The sequence below is a fragment of the Paenibacillus dokdonensis genome (genome assembly GCF_004916975.1).
GTDB lineage: Bacteria > Bacillota > Bacilli > Paenibacillales > Paenibacillaceae > Paenibacillus_AQ > Paenibacillus_AQ dokdonensis.
This window is the reverse complement of sequence record NZ_STGQ01000001.1, coordinates 3,406,968-3,428,464: the sequence shown is the minus strand read 5'-3', so window position 1 is coordinate 3,428,464 and position 21,497 is coordinate 3,406,968. Positions and strand designations below refer to the sequence as shown.

Below are 21,497 nucleotides of genomic sequence, written 5' to 3'. Positions count from 1 at the left end.
GACTTCATATGATCAAGGGACATATCCATTCCATGGAGACCTTTGGAACAGTAGACGGACCGGGCATCCGCTTTGTCCTTTTTATGCAAGGCTGCTTGCTGAAATGCGAGTACTGCCATAACCCGGATACCTGGGCACTGAATGAGGGCAAAGAGATGACGGTCGAGGATGCTTTAGCCGAAATTGAGCCTTATTTGAACTACTACCGTTCCTCGGGCGGCGGGCTAACGGTTTCTGGTGGGGAACCCACGTTACAATCGCATTTTGTAGCGGAGTTATTCAAGGAAGTGAAGAACCGCTGGAATCTGCATACCACGCTCGACAGCAACGGCTTTAACGAGGCGGAGCGGATACATCAGCTGCTTGAAGTGACAGATCTCGTGCTGCTGGATATTAAGCATATCGATGATGAGAAGCATATCAAGCTGACGGGCAAGTCCAACGAACGTACGCTTCGCACCGCGCGTTGGTTGTCGGATCATGATCGTAAAATGTGGATCCGGCATGTGTACGTTCCGGGTATTCACGACCAGGAAGAAGATCTGATCAATCTGGGCAGATTTATCGGAACCCTAAAAGGTGTGGAAAAATTCGAAATCCTGCCCTATCATCAAATGGGAATTTACAAATGGGAGGCTCTTGGCAAAGAGTACCCGTTACAGGGTGTGCCGAGCCCCACAGAAGAAGAAGTACAGCGGGCATACCGTTTAATAGAAGAAGGACGGAAGCAAACCGCTGCCGTGTCTTAAAATTAACAAAGAGCCCTTTTCCGAAACCGGGAAAAGGGTTCTTTTTGTATGTGAGAATTCCCCTAAAGCCCCTGGCGGCCATTGACCATAAAAAAACAACTTTTATGATGCAGTTTCACTTCAATAAGCATTTGCCGAATGTCGTTTTTTTGAAAATTAGTAGAGGATTTTATCCCCTAATTAGCAGATTATTACACTAACGATAGTGTATACTCATTCTTATAATGAGAATTGTAAGATGTTTCGAGGGGGATCAACAATGAAGATAAAGAGAAGTTTGATTCTTTTGATGTCGTTTTGCATGGTATCTTCACTTCTGTTGTCAGCCTGTGAAAACACACAAACAAATGTAAACGCATCCACCAATGCCAAAACCAAAGACGAAGAGTCACATAAAGCAGAACCTTTTGAATTGACACTCCGTCACACCCAGATTGGTAAAGATAAGGAAAAACGCTTTGCCATTTTGAATGATGTGGTGAAAAAGGTGGAAAGCGAAGTGGAAGGATTGACATTCAGACTGGATGGCGTGGAATCGGATGTGAACCGCAAAGAAAAGCTGCGCGGCGAGATGGCCGCAGGTAATCCTCCGGATATATTTGACCTGTTTGGCAGTCCGGACTCCAGAATATACGCCAAAGAAGGCAAACTGCTGGATCTGACACCCATTATTGAAGAGCTTGGCATCAGAGACAAATTCTCTTCTCTGGAACCATTTACTTACGAAGGCGAGGTTTATGGGCTTCCGATTGGCGGGTCGGCTGAAGGCTTCTTCTATAATAAAGAGTATTTCAATAAAAAAGGCTGGAAGCCGCCAACCACATTTGCCGAGCTTGAACAAATGCTGGCCGAAATCAAGGCAGACGGCAGAGTGCCGATTGCAGCTGCTTCCAAAGACGGCTGGGTGCCATTGATGCTCACCAATCACCTTTGGTCGCGTTATGCGGGTCCGGACATTACAGCCAAATTCGCTTCAGGCGAAGCTAAATGGACGGATCCGAATGTTATTAAGGCATTCGCGAAGCATCAGGAATGGGAAAATAAGGGCTATTTTAAAAAGGGTGAGCTTGGTTATGAATATCCCGAATATACGACCCAATTTACGGACGGCACGGCCATACTGATGTATGACGGCACATGGAAATCCTCCGTATTCAAAAAGGGGGAGTCTGGTGCGGCCATGGTCGGCAAGGTTGGATTTTTCAATCTTCCACCTTTGGAGGGAGGTGTCGGTGACCAAGCATCGCTGATGTTCAATGTCAACAACGGATACGGTTTTTCGGCTGCTGTAGCCAAAGATCCGCGCAAGCTTGAAGCTGTGAAATCCTTCATCAAAAATATGTTCAATGAAGATATGCAAATCCGCGGACTGGTCGAAGACGGTGTTCTGCCTGCCATGAATCTCGATGTTTCGGTGCTTGCTTCGAGCCTCAGTGATACCCTGATGAAGGAGATCGTGGATGTACTAGAAAATGCCCATACAAAGTTTGCGGCGTTCGATTCCCTGATCCAAACGGATGTGACCTCTGAAATCAGCAATGTCCAAATTCAAAAGCTCATCAGCAATCAAACGACACCGAAAAAAATGGCTGAAGCCCTGCAGAAAGTACAGAATGAAGCCAACGCTTTAGCAGAATAAGTGCAAATCTAAAAACATCGAAAATGCCGCAGCAGGCGTTACAGGATAAAGATTGGAAGAGTGCCTATGAATTTGCGCATCAAATTATTTACGGCATTTGTGGTATTAATCATTGTTCCTCTCTGCATATTGGGTGTTGTCACCTATATTGTCTCTTCGCATTCTATTGAGGAAAAATACAGCCGTCAGACGGAATATTCACTTAAGGCAATAAGTTATAGCATCAGTACCGTGCTGAAGCAGATGGATAATGTCACGGACAACGGAATTGCCACTTCAGTATTTCACATGGCCCTTGCTGCCAAGGATCCTACCAAGCAGGATTTGAATGCTGAACAGCTCAGTCTGAATAACAGCCAGCGGAACTTTCGAAGTCTGCTCTACAATCATCCGGCAATCAGCTATGCATTCCTCTATAATCTGAACGGATCAGGCAAAAACAGTAATGTATCAATCTTCACAAAGGAAAATTTTACAACCATGCCCTTTGAGGATTTCAAAAAACAGCCTTTATACAAAGAGGTAATGGATCTCAACGGTGTGCCCAAATGGATTGCGCCGCATGAGTATCCTGAACTGACGGGTACTGAGCCGGTTTTCACACAGATTCGGTTGATCAAAGAGCTTAGCTATTTTAAAAATATCGGCATTTTGGTTGTCCAAATCAAAAACTGGGATATAGAATCGATCTTCCATAACCTGTCTCCAACCCAAAGCATGCAATCTACAGAATTTATGCTGGTGAATGATGATGGTCTAATTCTTTATGATCCGAATAAAGCATTTGAAGGACAGCAGCTCAGCACAGTTATGAAAAAACCGGTGAAGTTTGGAAGCGGATATCAAAGCTTCAAGACAGATTTCCATGATGAGAAGAGCATTGTTTCCATATATCATCTTAAAGATTACTCCTGGAATCTGGTATCGGTCACCTCCTGGAAATCACTTTCAAAGGAAACCCTTGTGTTTGCCCAGTGGTTTATCGGCATTACTCTGCTGTGCCTGCTCGCTGCGATCACCTTCAATATGGTGTTCATGAGACGGATTACAGGCTCCATCGCTGTCATTGTCCGTTTTATGAGAAAGGTGGAGGGCGGAGATTTCAACGTCCGTGTCGAGGACCGCGGAAAAGATGAGCTTCATATTCTGGCCAAGGGCTTCAATGATTTGGTGGATCAAATCAACAGCCTGTTCAAACAGATCAACACCAAGCAGAAGCAGAAGACCCAGGCCGAGCTTCGGGTGCTTCAAGCCCAGATCAAACCGCATTTCTTGTTCAATACACTGGAATCCATTAATGTACTGGCCATTCAGAATGAAGGAGTCAAGGTCAGTGAAATGGTGCATAGGCTGGGTAGCATTCTACGGATAAGTATTCAGGACAAGGAGGAAATCCCCCTGGATCAGGAAATTGAGCATCTGCAGAGCTACCTGGAAATTCAAAAATTCCGGTTTGATGACTTGTTTGATTATGAAATCGACATACCGCCTGAGCTGAGGAGACGGAGCGTGTTGAAGCTGACGCTGCAACCGCTTGTGGAAAACTGCATTCAGCACGGTTTTGAAGGAATCGCATACAAGGGGCATATTCATATTTCCTGCTGGGCTGATCAGGGGCGCATTATTTTGCAGGTTCAGGACAACGGAATAGGCATGGAACCGAACCAGCTTCTGAAGTTTCAATATATGAAGACAGACAAGGAAGATGAGGCTGACAGAAAAGACCAGGTCAGATATCTTTATGAGGAAAGACGGGGCTTGGGTGTACGAAGCGTGGCTGACCGGATCAGAATTCACTACGGTGAGCATTATGGACTTTTTATATGTTCATCGCATCTGACCGGAACGATTATTCAGTGTGTTATTCCTGATGCTGAATGGAGGGATTGGAATGATTCTTAAAGTGCTGCTGGTGGATGATGAGGCTCCGATACTTAACAATCTGAAGAGCATCATTCCCTGGAAAGAAATGAACATGCAGGTGCTTACGGCCAGAAGCGGGCAGGAGGCGTTGGGATTTTTTGAAATCCATAGTCCGGATATTATTTTATGTGATATCCGAATGCCTGTGATGGATGGTTTGACCTTGGTCAGCCAGCTTAGGGACAAAGGATCTGTAGCTGAGATCATTTTGCTGACGGGATACCAGGAGTTTGAATATGCAAGGGCCGGTATCAAATATAAAGTCCGCGACTATATCTGTAAGCCAATACATTACAAAGAGTTGGAAAATAACATCCGCGCTATTGGTGAACAGATTGTGCAGAACCGGCTTAAGGATCCGTTCCAGCAGACCGTGTCCAGAATCCAGGAAAATGAGGACGATCAGATTGTCCGGAAAAATCCGCAGCAGCTGATGGGTGAAGCCGTTGGTTACATCGCAGACAAACTCGACAAAGATCTCGGTATCGAAGAACTGGCGGGGCATCTCGGAATCAGCTGCAGCTATTTCAGTTTGCTCTTCAAGAACCATCTGGGCATGACCTTTGTGGAATATGTCACCTCCAAGCGTATTGAAGCCGCCAAATATTTGTTAGTCCATAGTGAAAAAAGTATCACTCAAATCGGTTCTGGCATCGGCTATCACGAGAGGCGGTACTTTACGAAAGTATTTCAGCGGTATACTGGCATGACTCCTTCGGAATTCCGCGATCAAGCTAGGAACATCCCAGCTATATAAAATGGATTCGGCATTACACATGTGAAGATGTACCTTTACTTCGTTTTAATTTAAGTGATTTGGTTTTGTAAAGCTGGTTTTATGTGAGGATTTTACAGAAAATGCTGGAATGGCTTTTTGCAAAATCCCGAACTTATATATAAAGGATGTGTAGAGAAATTGGATATTTCTAAACTTACACTGGAACAAAAAATCGGCCAAATGTTCATCTGCGGCTTTCATTCTCTGGTACCGGATGACCAGATCCGCAAACTGATTCAGGATTACCATCTAGGAGGCGTCATTTACTTTCGGCGTAATATTGATGAGCTGGAGCAGGTGGCCAGCCTGTCTGCTTCGCTTCAGAATTTAGCTGCGGCTAACGAGGATTTACCGCTTTGGATTGCCATTGACCAGGAGGGCGGCATGGTGGCTCGTATTGACCATAAGAAGATGAGCCGAATTCCAGGAAATATGTCCCTTGGCGCAACGGATAATCCGGAATATAGCTATGAGGTATCCCTGATCAGCGCGGAAGAAATGCTTCAGCTCGGTATCAATATGAACTTTGCTCCATGTCTGGATGTGAACAACAACCCTCAAAATCCTGTAATTGGTGTAAGATCCTTTGGCGAGAACGCGGACAAGGTATCAGAGCATGGTGCAGCCGTAATCCGGGCGTTCCAAGAAAAGGGAATCTCTGCAGCTGCCAAGCATTTTCCAGGCCATGGAGATACCAGCGTAGACAGCCATATGGGGCTGGCGACTGTTGAACATGATTTGGACCGTCTGCAGCAGATAGAACTGAAGCCTTTTATCAAGGCGATTCAGGAAGATGTGGATGTTATTATGACGGCTCATGTGATCTTCCCGGCGATTGAGTCCGAGCCGATTCCAGCGACGTTGTCCAGATCTGTATTGACCGGACTGCTGCGGGAGGATTTGGCCTACAAGGGTATTATTGTAACAGATTGCCTCGAAATGCATGCCATTGCCAAATTCTTTGGCGTTGGTGAAGGTGCTGTTAAGGCGATAGAGGCTGGTTCAGACGTTGTGCTTGTAAGCCATACGCTCAGTGACCAGATCGAAGCGTTCGAAGCGGTCCAAAGCGCAGTACGGAGTGGACGAATCAGTGAAAATACGATTGATCGTGCTGTCGGACGTATTTTGGCCCTCAAGCAAAAACGAATTGCCGATCTGCCGGCATCTGATGCATCCCCTGTATTTCTTGAAAGACAAGAAAAGCCTGAAGTGGACCGCCTGCTGAAGGAGGTATCTCTGAAGAGCGTGACGCTCGTCAAAGACCAAGGACAGCTTCCGTTGAACATAAATGAACAAGTACTTGTGATTTGGCCTGAAGTTCGTTCCGAAACACAGGTCGATGAGCCTTGGACCGAGGTTGTGACGCTGGGTGATGCCCTTGCAGGATGGATGGGGGATGTTCAAGAAATCCGCATAAGTGCCGAGCCGGATCAAGAAGAAATCGAGAAGGTTCTGAACGCTGCTTCATCCTGCGCTCAAGTGGTGTTGGCAACATACACCGCCGGAAGCTCCCTCCCTGAGGGTCAGCGTGCTTTGGCAGAACAACTGTTGCAGCAGAATCACAGCAAGTTGATTGCTGCTTCTACACGAAATCCCTATGATTTGAACGATATTCCCGGAATTCCTGCTTATCTGTGCTGTTATGAGAATACGCCTTATTTCATGGAGGCCCTGGCTTCCATTCTGGCAGGTCAAAGTAAAGCCGAAGGCAAGCTTCCTGTCAGTCTTGATGAGCCCAATATGGTGAGGGCAAACTAGCATTATCCATGCTCTCATGGCAAGCTGCTTCAAACATTGCGAGGGCGGAAGGCTCCTTCAGTTGAGGGAACCTTCCGTTTTTCACATTATTGGAAGCAGGAGAGCAACTTTTCAACAAAATATGCGTCTAATACTATGTCTATTAGAGGGCGAGATACAAAAATGGAAGCATAAAGGAGTCTGTACATGAATTTCAAAAAACTGACAATGATTGCTGTGTTAGCTGTAGCTCAGACTGCACTCGTCATTCCGGCCGCTGGCGCGGAAGGTGCGAATACAGTTCAGCCTGAAACCATTCAGGGCATTAACATGAATGCAGCAAACAACCCAGACAGCACGTCAAACGCGCAGCCGGGTACCACAGCAGGAATTGCTGGCAATTCCACCAGTGGAGAAACACAAAACGAAAACACTGGGGACAACCAGAACATCACAGGGGGAACAAACGGAGAAAACGGCACTTCGAGTACGGATAACTCCGGCAAAGCAGGTAATAACACACAAACATCCACATCCTCTCAGGACGGTAATCAAGATACTGCAAACGGTACTGATACCACGGGTGAAGGCAGCACAACCGGAGGAGATAAAGGCGAAACAACTCCGGGAACGACATCCGAGCAAGCGGGCAATTCGGAGGTAACAAAAGGAATTACATCTCAGGCAGGTTCCAACCAGCTGATCCTGATGATGAACAGTAACAAAATGTACCAGGATGGCAAGCTCTATCTCGCAGGTCAGCCTATGGCTGTGAAAAATGGTGTTTCCTATGTAGCCATTCGGGCTATGGTGGAACGCGTGGGTCTAAAGCTTACTTATGATGGCAAGACGAAGGAAACGATCATCATCAAGGATGGTAAGGAGCTTCGCTTTAAAACCAATAGCAGTGTTTATCGTGTTAACGGCGAATCCAAGCCGATGAAAGGACCATCCTACCAACAAAATAATACATTTATGGTTCCACTGACTTCGATCACTCAAGCGCTGAACATTCCGTATACGGTGGATCAGGCGAACAAGAGAGTCATTCTGTCAATTTCAACAAAGCCGGTAGCCGCATTTACCGTTCAGCCTTCTGATATATTTGCAGGTGAAACGAATGTTAGTTACACGACACAATCAAAAACCTCGAATGGTTTGCAAATTGTGGATGAGCGTTGGGAAGGCAAGCAGGATATTTTCGAAGAGGTTGGAACTCATACGATTACTCATTATGTACAAGATTCCAGCGGACAATGGAGTGATCCATATACCGTCACCATCAATGTTCTGAAAGCGAATGAGCCGCCAGTGGCTAACTTTACAACAGACAAAGACGAATACAAGATGGGTGAACTGGTAAATATCACAGATCTGAGTACCGATGATGAGAATGCAATTGTCGATCGTCAGTGGATGAATGACCGCAAGGCATTCTTTACCCCGGGTCCTGTAACCATTCGCCTCACGGTCACAGATAAGCATGGTGCCGTCGGTGAATTCCAGAAGACGATCACCATTACGAATGAAACGCTATATACCGAGGATGATTTCAATAAGCTGTTCACTCCGGTAGGCGACAAATATACCTTTGATGGAACCAAGGTGCCGTCGTGGAAGAACATGGACTTTACGTTCACATCTGAGCCGGCCACTTTGATCCGCAGCAACAGCCCTGAGACCGTGTACTCGGAAGGTTTGCTGTACAAGGAAACGGCGCTTGGCAGCACACGCTTTATGCTTCATCATGTGAATTCAACCGGTAAAAACGAGAAGCTGTACGTTATCGCAACCAATACGTATACGGATAGACCAGCGCAGATTACGATGCAAAACTTTGGCATTGGCGGTCCTAATCCTTATCCGGAATTGACAGGCAAAACATCTATTGAGCGCTATTTCCAATCGATGCAGGATCAATCGGCTCGTCAGGTTATTAATCTGGCACCGGGTGAAAGCAAAGTGATTATGACGGATGTGAATAAAACGAAAATGAAGCCGGGTGATACGATTTCTGCCCTTGCTGATGCATTCAGTGATTATCCGATTCAATACAGCGTAATCATGATCGATGAAAACAAGGATCCGCTTCAAACTTTGCCATATCTCACAAGCCTCGAACGCGATGTGCATAATCGTGGGACTTATCCGGATTCCGTCCGCTTGATTCGTTACGATGAGCCTGTCGGAAGTACACCATCCCGGTTGGTTCTTGGAGACAACAAGGCTGATCCAAACCTGATAGGGCTGGATGGCATCTACGGAACTGAGACCTCAAATGCAGGTAACTTTGGGGTATTGTACAAAATTACATTAAGCCGCGTCGCACCACATACTTTGATAACACTGAACCCTCGTGGAGGACTTTACAACGGTATTGTGACTGTGAATGGTCAAGTCATTCAGGTTGCCAATAAGGCGGCGGTAAGCGCGCCGAATGAGAACAGCGTTCTATATCGTACCGGTGACTTTGAGCAGAACGTGGAGATTATGTATACTCCATCGCCAGGAAGCAACTTGCCGATCAATTTGCTCCTGATGCCTTTGCCACAGGAAAAATAGTCTTTCATTAAATAGCAGTCCTTATTTTATAAAACCAATCACTATTAGCTGCCTCAGCATCGGATTTTAGATGTCTGGGGCAGCTTTTATTTTCTGAAATGAATAGAGGGAATATGAAGTTTGAGTGGTTAACAAGAGGTTATACAGGTGAGTTATACGGTGGTGAAGGGAATATAGAGACAAAAATGGCGGCTCAGCAGTCCACAACAGACTGCCGAGTCGCCATTTCGCATGTTTTGCCTAAGAGCTCCGGCTCCGCCATAGCAGGTAGATGAAGAACGGGGCACCTACGGCGGAAGTAAACACGCCAACCGGGATATCCAGCGGGCTAAATAAATTCCGTGCCAACACATCAGCCAGCACAACGATAAATGCTCCGCACAGACCGCTCGCCGGCAGCAGGGAACCGTAAGAAGAACCAATAAGCTTTCTGGCAATATGCGGGGACAAAAGCGCAATGAAGCCAATTGCACCACCGACGGAGATACCGGCACCGGCAAGACCGACAGCTGTGAAAATTAGCAATGTCCGATCCTTTTCCACACTGCTTCCCGCGCCTGCAGCCAGGTCATCACCAAGCTGGAGCATATTGATTCGGCGGGCAAAGACAAGACTTAAACATCCGAGTATGACAAACCACGGTAAAATCATGTTCACATGCTTCCACGAGCTGCCATACACGCTGCCAAGCAGCCAGTTAAAGGCCTTTTGGGCAACATCGGTCGGGCCGGTAACAAGCAGCATCGTAGAAATCGAAGAGGCTACAGAGCCGATTCCTACGCCAATGAGAACAAGCATCAAAGGATTGACACCATTCTTCCAAGACAAGGCATAGATCAGCAGCGTGGTGAGTGCTGCTCCTACGAAAGCTGCGGGTGGCAGCCAGAACACGCTTGCAGACGGGATGAGCGTAATGATGGCCGTGGCTGCAAGTGAAGCACCACTCGTTACACCCATAACATCCGGAGATGCGAGAGGGTTACGTATGAGCCCTTGAGTGATTGCACCCGACATAGCCAGGCAGGCACCAACCATCGCACCGACCAAAACACGTGGGAGACGAAGCTTTTGTACCACAACGACGTCAAGTGAATCACCTTGTCCGAAAATGCCTTGCACTACGGCCCAAGGATTTACATATTTTGTTCCGAATCCAACGCTTACGATCATGGCCAGGAGCAGAAGAACGGCCAATCCGGCAAGAACAAGAATTTGTCTTTTACTCGTTAGAAAGGAAATTTGGCTTCCTTTAATACGGACGGCGATCGGTTCTTTGGATTTGGTTGAACGGCTCATTTTTTTAACAGCCCCTTTCTAGCAGCGTGAATAAAGAAAGGAACGCCGATAATGGCGGTCATTACACCAATTGGGATTTCGCGCGGCATCGCAATAAACCGGGCGGCAATATCCGCCAGCAGCAATAAAATACCACCCAAAACCGCACTATACGGAATAAGCCACCGAATATCTTTGCCAACAACAGTTCGCGCAATATGCGGAATCACAAGTCCGAGAAAGCCGATGGGTCCGGCAACTGCAACGGAGCTGCCTGCAAGAACAACAATCAATAATCCCATTGTCAACTTTAGCAGCAAGGTTCGCTGACCCAGGCTTTTGGCGACATCATCACCAAGCATAAGCGTATTGATGGAAGAGCTGATGAGCAGGGCAACCAGCCAAGCGGCCAGCATATAAGGCAGCAGACTGAGCAAAATGTCCAAGCTTCTTCCTTCAACTGATCCCGACATCCAAAAGAGAACTTCCTCCATAGCACGTCCGCTGATTATGAGCATGCCATTGGTCATTGAACTGCAGAAGGCGGTAATCGCTGCACCGGCCAGTGTGATTTTCAAGGGTGTAAGACCTTGTCTGCCCGCAGAGCCGAGAATGAATACGAACAGGCAGCTGACACCAGCACCAAGGAAAGCAATCCAAGTAAATGAAGCCAGCGAGCTGACCCCGAAAAGGACAAATGATGCGACAACGAACAGAGAAGCGCCCGCATTCAGGCCGAAAATACCGGAATCCGCGAGCGGATTCTTAGTCAATGACTGAAGCATAACCCCGCAAATACCAAGGCTGCCTCCGACAAAAGCTGCTATCAAGGCTCTGGGCACCCGGACTTCGCGGACAATGATATGTTCCGTACTTCCATTATATGAGGTAAAAGCCTCAAGCACCTGCCTCCAGCCCGTATTGTGCACGCCAAACAGAATGCTTGCAGCGACGCTGAGCAGCAGGATAATGATCCCGACAATCAGACCCATCCATTTATATGTAGTTTTATGCAGCCATACTGTCTGCATGGCGTATCCCTCATTCCTGTCAGGCAAAATAAACAACATATAAAAGTTTAAGGGGAGGGGGATGGAATGTCAATGAATATCATTCTCAATTAAAATCCCCTCACCCATGTGTTCCTTCCGGTTTAATGTAATATTTCTTCAATTATGTTGACAAGCAAAAGGAACTTCGATTAGGATTAAACACGATACTGATAATCATTATCAGATAGAATTCGAAGGGGAGAACACATACTTATGAAAAAATGGAACGGTATCATACTTATGCTTCTGGCAGCCGTGCTAGTTTTATCAGCCTGCGGTAAAGACAGCGGCAGCACAACCGGCAGCACAGGAACGGATAATGGGAATAAAGAGGCGGCGCAAGGTTCGAATGACGCTGACCGTTCAATTGATACGATCATGGGCAAAGTGACTGTACCCGCTCATCCACAACGCGTAGTCGTGTTGACCAACGAAGGTACGGAAGCTCTTTTGTCCATTGGAGTAAAACCTGTAGGAGCTGTAAAGTCATGGACGGGAGATCCATGGTACCCGCATATTAAAGATCAGATGCAAGGTGTAGAAAGTCTCGGAGAGGAAGGCCAGCCGAACGTGGAAGCGATCGCAGCCCTGAAGCCAGATCTGATCCTTGGTACAAAAATGCGTCAGGAAAAAATTTACGATCAGCTGTCTGCAATAGCACCAACCGTGTTCTCTGAGACACTGCGCGGCGAATGGAAGGAAAACTTCAAACTGTGGGCGAATGCAGTGAACGAGCAAACCAAAGGTGATGAAGTGCTTGCCGCGTATGACAAGCATGTATCTGATCTGAAAGCCGAGCTCGGCGACAAGCTGAACATGAAGGTTTCCATGGTCCGCTTTATGGCAGGTAAAGCACGGATGTACTACAAAGACACATTTTCGGGACTCATTCTGAGCGAGCTTGGCTTCGCACGTCCGAAATCCCAGGACAACGCAGGATTCTTTGATGACGTAGGCAAGGAACGCATTCCGGAAATGGACGGCGATATCCTGTTCTACTTCACGTATGAAACCGGCAATGGCAAGGGTAATGAGATGGAGAAGGAATGGACCAACGACAAGCTGTGGAATAACCTTGATGTCGTGAAAAAAGGAAATGCGCACAAAGTTGACGATGTGATCTGGAATACGGCGGGCGGCGTACTGGCTGCTAACCTGATGCTGGATGATCTGAAGACTTATTTTATAAAGTAAATCATATCTGAAATATGGAGGGGGCCCAATCGGGTCCCCTTTTGCTGTAATTGACTGTCATATCGTTTTGAGGCATTATTATTAGTATCAGGATGCTGCAAAATTCGATTTATAAGAAGAACGCAGTGCATTTAAATTATAGCTTTGCGTTGATATAAACGGGAGGATGAGCGTTATGCTTTCGACAGAACAGATTATTGACGCCATGTCGGAACAAGGACTGCGCATTACCGACCAGCGGAAGACGCTCGCCAGATTATTTGGTGAACATTCGGGTTATTTGTCGGCCAAGGATGTTTATGAGTATATGTGCAAAAAGTACAGCGGTCTCAGCTTTGACACGGTGTACCGGAATCTCAGAGTGATGCAGGAGTTAGGGGTGCTGGAGCAGGTCGTTTTCGAGGATGGGATGAAGTTCAAGGCAAGCTGCAGTGAAGATCATCATCATCATCATATGATTTGCCTGCAATGCCAGCGAACCTATCCGATTCAATTTTGCCCTATACATCTGGCCGATGCACCGGAGCACTTCCAGGTCGTGACGCATAAATTTGAAGTATTCGGTTATTGTAAGGACTGCCAGCAGTCCACTTCGGATGAGGAGCCAATGTCCACTAAATCCGGCGGGGGACGATAAAGTGGGAGTTACACGAAAAGTCGTTAAAGGTCCAATTATTTTCTACCGTAAATACATTTCTCCACTCAAGCCGCCGACATGCCGCTTCTATCCAACCTGCTCCGCCTATGCGCTGGAGGCGGTTGAAGTGCATGGGGCTCTGAAGGGATCCTGGCTGGCTGCTAAACGGATTGCCAAATGTCAGCCCTTTCACCCTGGCGGGGTGGATCTTGTTCCTCCGCGCAAGGAGAGAAAAGACGGCAAGCCGCATAATGGCAGCAGCAGTCTGACTTGACTTCAGACCCGGAGGTTCAGTATATTAAGGAATATATGACATTTCCAACGAACGGATGAGTAGGAGAAATTAGCTTAGCTCAGAGAGCCGGGTCAGCTGTAAACCGGTCTAAGCCATTCACCGAATATGGTCCGGGAGGAACTGCTTTCGAGCGGCAGCGATTCTTGATCAGCTGCGTAAGGGGGCGGCGTGTTCCAGCGTTAATGGACGGTATCCGGCAGCAAGCCGGGAACCGATGGAGCCTGTCTTCCGAGAGGAAGCGGGGAAATTGGGTGGTAACACGTGAGAGAACTCTCGTCCCATAGCGGGGCGGGATTTTTTTGTGTTCAAACAAAAATTAAACCATTTTCAGGAGGATGAACTGACGTATGTCCGAGAAAAAGACGTTTTACCTGACAACACCAATCTATTATCCAAGTGACAAACTGCATATTGGTCACGCCTATACAACGGTTGCTGGTGATGCAATGGTCCGTTACAAGAAACTGCGCGGATATGATGTACGTTATTTGACAGGAACGGATGAGCACGGTCAAAAAATCGAACGCAAGGCTGCCGAAGCGGGCAAAACACCGCGGCAGTTCGTGGATGATATTGTCGCAGGAATCAAGGAATTATGGAAAAAACTCGATATTTCGAATGACGACTTCATTCGTACGACAGAGCCGCGTCATACAAAGGTCGTTCAGGAGGTATTTGAACGTCTGCTGGCCCAGGGAGATATTTACAAGGGTGAATATGAAGGTTGGTACTGCACCCCGGATGAATCCTTCTTCCTTGAAAGACAGCTGGTTAACGGAAACTGTCCGGATTGCGGACGTCCCGTGGAACGCGTAAAAGAAGAAAGCTACTTCTTCCGGATGAGCAAATATGTGGACCGTCTGCTTCAATACTATGAAGACCATCCGGACTTCATTCAGCCGGTATCCCGAAAAAATGAGATGATTAATAACTTTATCAAACCGGGACTTGAAGATTTGGCAGTATCCCGTACAACCTATGAGTGGGGAGTTAAAGTCAAAAGCGATCCGAAGCATGTCGTTTATGTATGGATCGACGCACTGCTTAACTATATCACGGCTCTTGGTTATGGATCGGAAGACACCTCATTGTTCGAAAAATATTGGCCTGCAGATGTTCATCTGATGAGTAAGGAAATTGTACGTTTCCATACGATCTATTGGCCTATTATTCTGATGGCGCTTGATCTGCCGCTGCCGAAGAAAGTTTTCGCACATGGCTGGCTGCTGATGAAGGACGGCAAAATGTCCAAGTCCAAAGGAAATGTGGTTGATCCGGTAACTTTGATCGACCGTTATGGTCTGGACACCCTGCGTTACTACTTGCTTCGTGAAGTACCTTTTGGCGCGGATGGAACCTTTACGCCAGAAAGCTTTGTGGAGCGTGTGAATTCGGATCTGGCTAATGACCTGGGCAATCTTTTGAATCGTACGGTAGCCATGGTTGATAAATATTTTGATGGTCTGGTACCCGAGTATCAGGCAGGAGTTACTGCATTTGACGCTGAGATTGAGGAAGCGGCCGCGGCGGTGTACAGCAAGGTAGAGGAGGCCATGGAGAACATGGAATTCTCTGTAGCCTTGACGGCCATCAGCCAGTTTATCAGCCGCAGCAATAAATACATTGACGAAACCCAGCCATGGACACTCGCGAAGGACGATGCCAAACGCGGGGAGCTTGCTTCGGTCATGACACATCTGGTGGAAAGCCTGCGCATTGCATCGATTCTGCTGCAACCGTTCCTTACCCAGGCTCCGCGTAAAATCTGGGAGCAGCTCGGTATTGAAGAAGGTGAGCTGACCTCTTGGGACAGCGGCAAAACTTTCGGCTCGATTCCAGCAGGCACGAAGCTTGTTAAAGGGAACCCGATCTTCCCTCGTCTGGAGTCTGAACCGGAGATTGCTTACATCAAGGAAGCCATGACGGGAGGTGCTGCAGCTGCCACTGAAGCAGCAGTGCAAACAGATGAAGCGGCTGTTACCGAAGTGCCGGAGCTGAAGGAAGAAATCGGAATCGAAGATTTTGCTAAGGTTGAGCTGCGTGTAGCGCAAGTCATAGCGGCAGAGCCGGTCAAAAAAGCCGATAAGCTGATGAAGCTACAGCTGGATCTGGGCTATGAGCAGCGTCAAGTCGTTTCCGGTATTGCGAAGTTTTACACACCTGAGGATCTGGTTGGACGCAAGGTTATTTGCGTGACCAACCTGAAACCGGTCAAGCTGCGCGGGGAACTGTCTCAAGGAATGATCCTTGCAGCCTCGCAGGGAGATCAATTGACGCTGGCTACTGTACCAGACAGCATGCCAAACGGCGCAGTTGTAAAGTAATCACGCCCCGGTTGGTCTGAACAGGCACTAATATAGGAATAATAAGACGGAATACCTTCAGGAATAATATAGGTATTCCGTCTTTTTTATGCTTTGTATATCGTTTGAAATCATGTTTTGTTATTTTTTGTTTATTCCATAGAGTTGACAAAATTTCTAAACCCATTCTATAATTTATTAGTAAAAATTACGATTAAGGTGGGTCATGTAACGGTGAAGATGAAATGGCGGCTTAAAGCCGGAGCAGTAGGGTCCGTTATTTTGCTCATGATCATATTGGCTGCAGGCTGCGGCCCAGAGAGCCAAGGGAAGATTGTTGAAGGAAAGGTCAATGTAGTGACCACCTTTTACCCGATATATGAATTTGCAAAGGCGATTGGCGGCGAGGATGCCAATGTCATTAACCTGCTGCCAGCAGGCGTGGAGCCGCATGACTGGACTCCGCGGAGTCAGGATATTGTGAATACTTCCAAAGCGCAGCTCTTTTTTTACAATGGTGCCGGACTGGAAGGATGGGTTCCGCAATTTTTGAAAGGCTTAAACCGTGACAGTAAAGTGAAAGCCTATGAGGTCAGCCAAGGGATAAAGCTGATTGAAGCGGATGATGAGGCGGATCACGATCATGAAGGCGAAGGTCATAAGGATAAGCACCACGTTGATCCGCATACCTGGGTTAGTCCGAAATCTGCAATGATGATGGCGGAAAATATGAAGAACAGCTATATTGAAGCAGATCCTGTTCACAAAGATGCATATACAAGTCGTTATATGACCCTCAAAAAACAGCTTGAAGAACTGGACAGTGAATTCAACTCCCATCTGGACGAGATGCCCCGAAAGGAAATTGTTGTATCTCACGAGGCTTTTGGATATCTGGCACGGGATTATGGGTTGACGCAGCATGCCATTATGGGATTGTCTCCGGATGCGGAACCGCGGGCGCGGGATCTGCTGCAGCTTTCCGATCTGGTCAAGGAGAAAGGCATCCATTATATCTTTTTCGAAGAGCTGGTATCGGACCGTCTCGCCAAAACATTGGCATCGGAGACTGGCGCAGAGGTGCTGGTGCTTAATCCGGTTGAGGGACTGACAGAGGATCAGCTGAAACGCGGAGATGATTATTTTAGCCTTATGCGCAATAATTTGACCAACCTCATTCTGGCACTACAGGAGTAATATTCGTAATCGTATTTTAAATAGAGAGGTAGATGTCGCATGTATACGCCAATGGATGATCATTGCCATCAACCTGTGGTGGAGCTGGAGAATATCTCATTTTCCTACCGGGATCAGCAGGTCATTTCCGATCTGAGTTTTACAGTCAAGGAGAGAGATTTTGTTGGCATCATCGGCTCCAACGGCGCCGGTAAATCGACGCTGATGCGGATGATCGTGGGGCTCCTGCCTGCAGGAGAAGGGAGCATCCGATTGTTTGGACAGCCTATCCGCAAGTTCAAGGACTGGGAACGGATCGGGTATGTACCGCAGAAGAATGCTTTTAATCCCCTGTTTCCGGCTACCGTCCGGGAGGTTGTGCTGTCAGGGCTGTATAATAATAAAAATTTATTCCGCAGAGTAAGCAAAAGCCAGCAAAGGCAGTGCGATGATGCGCTGGAGGTTATGAGAATCCAGGATATCGCAGGCAAAAGGATCGGTGAGCTTTCGGGCGGTCAGCAGCAGCGTGCCTTCCTGGCAAGAGCGATGATTAACCATCCGGATCTTCTGATTTTGGACGAGCCTACCGTTGGCATCGACGCAAAAACACAAGCGGACTTTTTTGAACTGATTACACATATGCACGAGCATCATCATATGACTTTTCTGATGGTATCCCATGATATGGGGATGGTCGAAAGCTACCTTGGGAAACATCCGAAGCAGCAAAACGGAAACATTAACTTTTATGTCCGGCATTCACATGAAATTCAAAATTGCGAGGTACAGGATCTGCAGCATTCGCTGACTTGATCTTTTGCTGCTCCCGCAGAAGGAGTCGTTATTATTGGCTATCGATATTATGCTAAGTGATTTTTTCCAGCGTGCACTGGCCGGAGGCATCCTGATTGGAATAACCGCGCCATTGATTGGGATTTTTCTGGTGCTGCGCCGGCTGTCCATGATTGGGGATACCCTCGCGCATGTGACCATCGCCGGTGTCGCGCTCGGATTTTTAATTGAAGTATATCCGCTTGGAGCCGGACTTGTTTTTGCAGTACTTGCCTCATTTGCGATAGAAAAGCTTCGGAAAGCATATAAAAGCTATGCTGAGCTGTCCATAGCCATTATCATGTCCGGTGGAGTCGCGCTGGCGTCTTTGTTTTTTACACTCGGTATGGGTTACAATACAGATGTGATGAGCTATTTGTTCGGAAGCATTTACACGCTGGATACACAGGATTTGTACGTGGTAGGGGCTGTGACGCTGGTTGTGGTCGTGGTGATATCCCTCTTTTTTAAAGAGTTCTTTCTTCTTAGCTTTGAGGAAGATGCCGCAAGCGTAAATGGTCTGCCTGTACGCATGTTGAACATGCTGATAACGATATTGACTGCGCTTGTAATCAGTACGGCTATTAAGATAGTAGGGGCGCTTTTGGTATCGGCACTCTTAACCATTCCGGTTGCGATAAGTCTGCTGATTGCACGAAGTTTCAAATCTTCCGTGATATTATCCGTGGTTATTTCCGAAATTGCCGTGATTATCGGGCTCGTCATCGCCGGCATTTGGAATTTAGCGCCAGGGGCAACCATTGTTCTTCTGTTGATTGCACTTCTGATTTTGACCATGGCCGGTAAAAAGGGGTTATCGATTTAGAATCAAAATAGGGGGTACGGCCTTGTCAAACTTGAACGTTTGGATTGCATTTCTTGCCGGACTGGCTTCTTTTATCTCTCCTTGCTGCCTGCCGTTGTATCCATCATATTTGTCCTATATTACAGGGATGTCGGTTCAACAGCTGAAATCGGAGCAAAATAAAAAAGAAGTCCGTTTCCGGACCATGACACATACGCTGGCATTTATTTTAGGTTTTTCAGCAGTTTTCTACACTCTTGGCGTGGGAGCAGGCTTGTTCGGAAATTTCTTTAACAATAACCGTGATCTCATCCGCCAATTGTCTGCCGTTCTAATCATTTTAATGGGACTTTTTCTCGTGGGTATATTCCAGCCTAAGTTTTTAATGAGAGATTTCAAAATGGATTTCAAGTTTAAGCCCGCAGGCTACATAGGTTCCTTCATCTTCGGAATCGGCTTTTCAGCTGGATGGTCCCCGTGTGTCGGCCCGATTTTGGCTGCCATTATTGCATTAGCGGCAACGGAGCCTGGAGCATGGTTCCCGCTGATCACCGCATACACGCTTGGATTTGCCATTCCTTTTTTCGTGTTGGCTTTTTTTATCGGTTCAACCAAATGGATCGTGAAGTACTCGGGCATCATGATGAAAATCGGCGGCGTATTGATGCTTCTGATGGGCGTCCTGCTGTTTACGAATCAAATGACCAAAATCACGATTTGGCTGCAGGCAATTACGCCGGAGTGGCTGAAGTTTTAGGTGAAGTAGTCAATGTTCGCTGATGGGAAATGTTCAAAAATCCGCTCTGTGATAAATTCGCGCAGGGCGGTTTGTTGTTCATCGGGATATACGTATTTGGACTGTCCCCAGCGGCCCCACTTCTTTTTACGTTTCTCCATATCCATTTCAAGCTTGGATTTGGGATAACGCTGCTCAATGACCGATTTTGCCGTTTTGGTAAAACGATGCTGGATCAGCTCAAAGGTTAAATCCTTGGTAGCATCCTTGGGAAGGGTTCTCTCCAGACGCTGCAGGAGGTCCGCATAGCCTTCTTCCCAGCCGTCATACCAAATAATCGGGGCGATGATAAAACCAAGCGGATAACCGGCGTGAGCCACTTTTCCGGCGGCTTCAATCCGTTCCTCGAAGTGAGAAGTGGAGGGCTCGAATTGACGAATGACATAATCGGAATTGACGCTGAAGCGGATCCTTGTATGTCCGTTATGTTTTAAGCCGAGTAAGGGATCCACATGATGGAATTTGGTTACAAATCTGAGTCTGCCGAACTCTTCATCAGCCATAAACGTGATCAGGTCTGCGAGTGAACCGGTAATATGTTCAATGCCCACGGGATCCGAAGTACAGGCAGCTTCAAATCGGGTAATTTCGGGCTTGCGCTCCTCAATATACCGTTTAGCGGCTGCAAGAATGTCTTCGGTATTCACATACACGCGGATATAAGGCTTGGCCCCAAGTGTTGTCTGGAGATAACAATAATGGCAGTGACCCATGCAGCCTGTAGAGATCGGGATTGCATATTCGGCTGAAGGCTTGGATTGATCAAATTCTAACGTCTTGCGAACACCTACGACTAGCGTCCGCTTGGCATTTTTGTACTTTTCAAGATCCGTTTCTCCCGGCAGGTTCGTGATGCGGTTATGGGAGCTGGTCATGCGCAGCGGAATATTGTTGGATTTTACCCATTCCATCATTTTTTTGCCTTTTGAATAGTTAAGCGCATTCGGTTCAAAATATACAAGGTCCGGTAAGAACGGTTTGGTTGGCCTTAAAGTCTTGCGCGGTCGTTCCTTCACACCTGTCCCCATAGCCATCATGCTCCTTTCAAATTTTATTATGTGTGGCCCGTTTACACCTCAATCGTGGTAAAAGGGCCGTTTCCCGGCAGGACTTGCCAAGTCCTCACGGAAACATGTATCATTACAAGAGCAGGTATTTTGGTTCCATGATTCATGCTTAAAAAGAGAAAAGAGGGAAAAAGATGCCAACGCCCAGCATGGAGGATTATTTGGAGCGCATCTACAAGCTGATTGACGAAAAGGGATATGCTCGTGTCTCAGACATTGCCGAAGGCTTGGAGGTTCATCCTTCATCGGTTACCAAAATGATTCAAAAACTGGACAAGGATGATTACCTCATTTATGAGAAATACCGTGGACTTGTCCTGACCAGCAAAGGCAAAAAGATGGGTAAACGTTTGGTCGACCGCCATAAGCTGCTGGAAGAATTTTTGACGATGATCGGTGTATCCGATGAGCATATCTATACAGATGTGGAAGGGATCGAGCATCACCTGAGCTGGGATTCCATTACGCATATTGAAACGCTTGTAGAGTTTTTCCGGCGGGATGAGCAGCGTCTTCAAGACTTGCGGAATATTCACAATGAATTAGTGGGCGATTCGGTAAAATAGGCATCTGTCCCTTACAAGAGACGGATGCCTCTTCGTTTTTGGAGAGTTGAGACCCCATATGCCGGCATGACAGCCTTGGCCCGAAAAGGCTGCGGTGCATTATGCCTGCAAA

Annotated in this window: 18 protein-coding genes; 15 read left to right on the top strand and 3 right to left on the bottom strand. The window is 47.1% G+C overall.

Annotated features, from left to right (window positions below; all coding sequences use genetic code 11):
* Positions 1–8: 8 nt before the first annotated feature.
* The 6 genes from pflA (at position 9) to E6W40_RS15810 (ending at position 9,388) form a co-directional block, all read left to right on the top strand.
* Entirely contained in the window at positions 9–749 is a 741-nt protein-coding gene (gene pflA, locus E6W40_RS15835) for a pyruvate formate-lyase-activating protein (protein WP_136606338.1), read from the top strand.
* Between the two features lie 259 nt (positions 750–1,008).
* Complete coding sequence (locus E6W40_RS15830) at positions 1,009–2,388, top strand: extracellular solute-binding protein (RefSeq protein ID WP_136606337.1); 1,380 nt, start codon at positions 1,009–1,011, stop codon at positions 2,386–2,388.
* 66 nt (positions 2,389–2,454) lie between these two features.
* A complete protein-coding gene (locus E6W40_RS15825; protein WP_136606336.1) occupies positions 2,455–4,290 on the top strand; it encodes a cache domain-containing sensor histidine kinase in 1,836 nt (611 codons plus the stop codon).
* On the top strand, positions 4,280–5,068 hold the full coding sequence (locus tag E6W40_RS15820; RefSeq protein WP_246073024.1) for a response regulator transcription factor: 789 nt from the start codon (positions 4,280–4,282) through the stop codon (positions 5,066–5,068). Before E6W40_RS15825 ends, E6W40_RS15820 begins: the two co-directional genes overlap by 11 nt.
* A gap of 159 nt (positions 5,069–5,227) precedes the next feature.
* A complete protein-coding gene (gene nagZ, locus E6W40_RS15815) occupies positions 5,228–6,847 on the top strand; it encodes a beta-N-acetylhexosaminidase (RefSeq protein ID WP_136606335.1) in 1,620 nt (539 codons plus the stop codon).
* A 186-nt stretch (positions 6,848–7,033) separates the two neighbouring features.
* Positions 7,034–9,388: a stalk domain-containing protein gene (locus E6W40_RS15810; RefSeq protein WP_136606334.1), complete on the top strand. Its 2,355-nt coding sequence runs from the start codon at positions 7,034–7,036 to the stop codon at positions 9,386–9,388.
* Between the two features lie 240 nt (positions 9,389–9,628).
* On the opposite strand, the gene E6W40_RS15805 is transcribed toward E6W40_RS15810, so the two are convergent.
* Positions 9,629–10,684, bottom strand: coding sequence for a FecCD family ABC transporter permease (locus E6W40_RS15805; protein WP_136606333.1), 1,056 nt, complete (start codon positions 10,682–10,684; stop codon positions 9,629–9,631).
* Positions 10,681–11,694 (bottom strand): FecCD family ABC transporter permease, encoded by a 1,014-nt coding sequence (locus tag E6W40_RS15800; RefSeq protein ID WP_136606332.1) that lies wholly within the window; start codon positions 11,692–11,694, stop codon positions 10,681–10,683. The genes E6W40_RS15805 and E6W40_RS15800 overlap by 4 nt, the downstream gene beginning before the upstream one ends.
* 234 nt (positions 11,695–11,928) lie before the next feature.
* Here E6W40_RS15800 and E6W40_RS15795 point away from each other — a divergent pair, with 234 nt between their 5' ends.
* The 8 genes from E6W40_RS15795 (at position 11,929) to E6W40_RS15760 (ending at position 19,713) form a co-directional block, all read left to right on the top strand.
* A complete protein-coding gene (locus E6W40_RS15795; RefSeq protein ID WP_136606331.1) occupies positions 11,929–12,909 on the top strand; it encodes an ABC transporter substrate-binding protein in 981 nt (326 codons plus the stop codon).
* Positions 12,910–13,084: 175 nt separating this feature from the next.
* Positions 13,085–13,546, top strand: coding sequence for a Fur family transcriptional regulator (locus E6W40_RS15790; RefSeq protein ID WP_136606330.1), 462 nt, complete (start codon positions 13,085–13,087; stop codon positions 13,544–13,546).
* Between the two features lies 1 nt (position 13,547).
* Positions 13,548–13,820, top strand: a complete 273-nt coding sequence (yidD, locus tag E6W40_RS15785) for a membrane protein insertion efficiency factor YidD (RefSeq protein WP_246073023.1) — start codon at positions 13,548–13,550, stop codon at positions 13,818–13,820.
* 368 nt (positions 13,821–14,188) lie between these two features.
* Positions 14,189–16,165: a methionine--tRNA ligase gene (gene metG / locus E6W40_RS15780; protein WP_136606328.1), complete on the top strand. Its 1,977-nt coding sequence runs from the start codon at positions 14,189–14,191 to the stop codon at positions 16,163–16,165.
* Positions 16,166–16,384: 219 nt separating this feature from the next.
* On the top strand, positions 16,385–17,341 hold the full coding sequence (locus E6W40_RS15775; RefSeq protein ID WP_136607028.1) for a metal ABC transporter substrate-binding protein: 957 nt from the start codon (positions 16,385–16,387) through the stop codon (positions 17,339–17,341).
* A gap of 39 nt (positions 17,342–17,380) precedes the next feature.
* Positions 17,381–18,133: a metal ABC transporter ATP-binding protein gene (locus E6W40_RS15770; protein ID WP_211147013.1), complete on the top strand. Its 753-nt coding sequence runs from the start codon at positions 17,381–17,383 to the stop codon at positions 18,131–18,133.
* Positions 18,134–18,182: 49 nt separating this feature from the next.
* Entirely contained in the window at positions 18,183–18,977 is a 795-nt protein-coding gene (locus E6W40_RS15765) for a metal ABC transporter permease (RefSeq protein ID WP_136607026.1), read from the top strand.
* A 22-nt stretch (positions 18,978–18,999) separates the two neighbouring features.
* Positions 19,000–19,713 carry a cytochrome c biogenesis CcdA family protein gene (locus E6W40_RS15760; RefSeq protein WP_136606327.1) on the top strand — a complete coding sequence of 238 codons (714 nt, stop codon included), beginning with the start codon at positions 19,000–19,002 and terminating at the stop codon, positions 19,711–19,713.
* Here E6W40_RS15760 and splB read toward each other — a convergent pair.
* A complete protein-coding gene (gene splB, locus E6W40_RS15755; protein ID WP_136606326.1) occupies positions 19,710–20,780 on the bottom strand; it encodes a spore photoproduct lyase in 1,071 nt (356 codons plus the stop codon). The genes E6W40_RS15760 and splB overlap by 4 nt on opposite strands.
* 173 nt (positions 20,781–20,953) lie before the next feature.
* Here splB and mntR point away from each other — a divergent pair, with 173 nt between their 5' ends.
* Positions 20,954–21,385 (top strand): transcriptional regulator MntR, encoded by a 432-nt coding sequence (gene mntR / locus E6W40_RS15750; RefSeq protein ID WP_136606325.1) that lies wholly within the window; start codon positions 20,954–20,956, stop codon positions 21,383–21,385.
* Positions 21,386–21,497 lie beyond the last annotated feature (112 nt).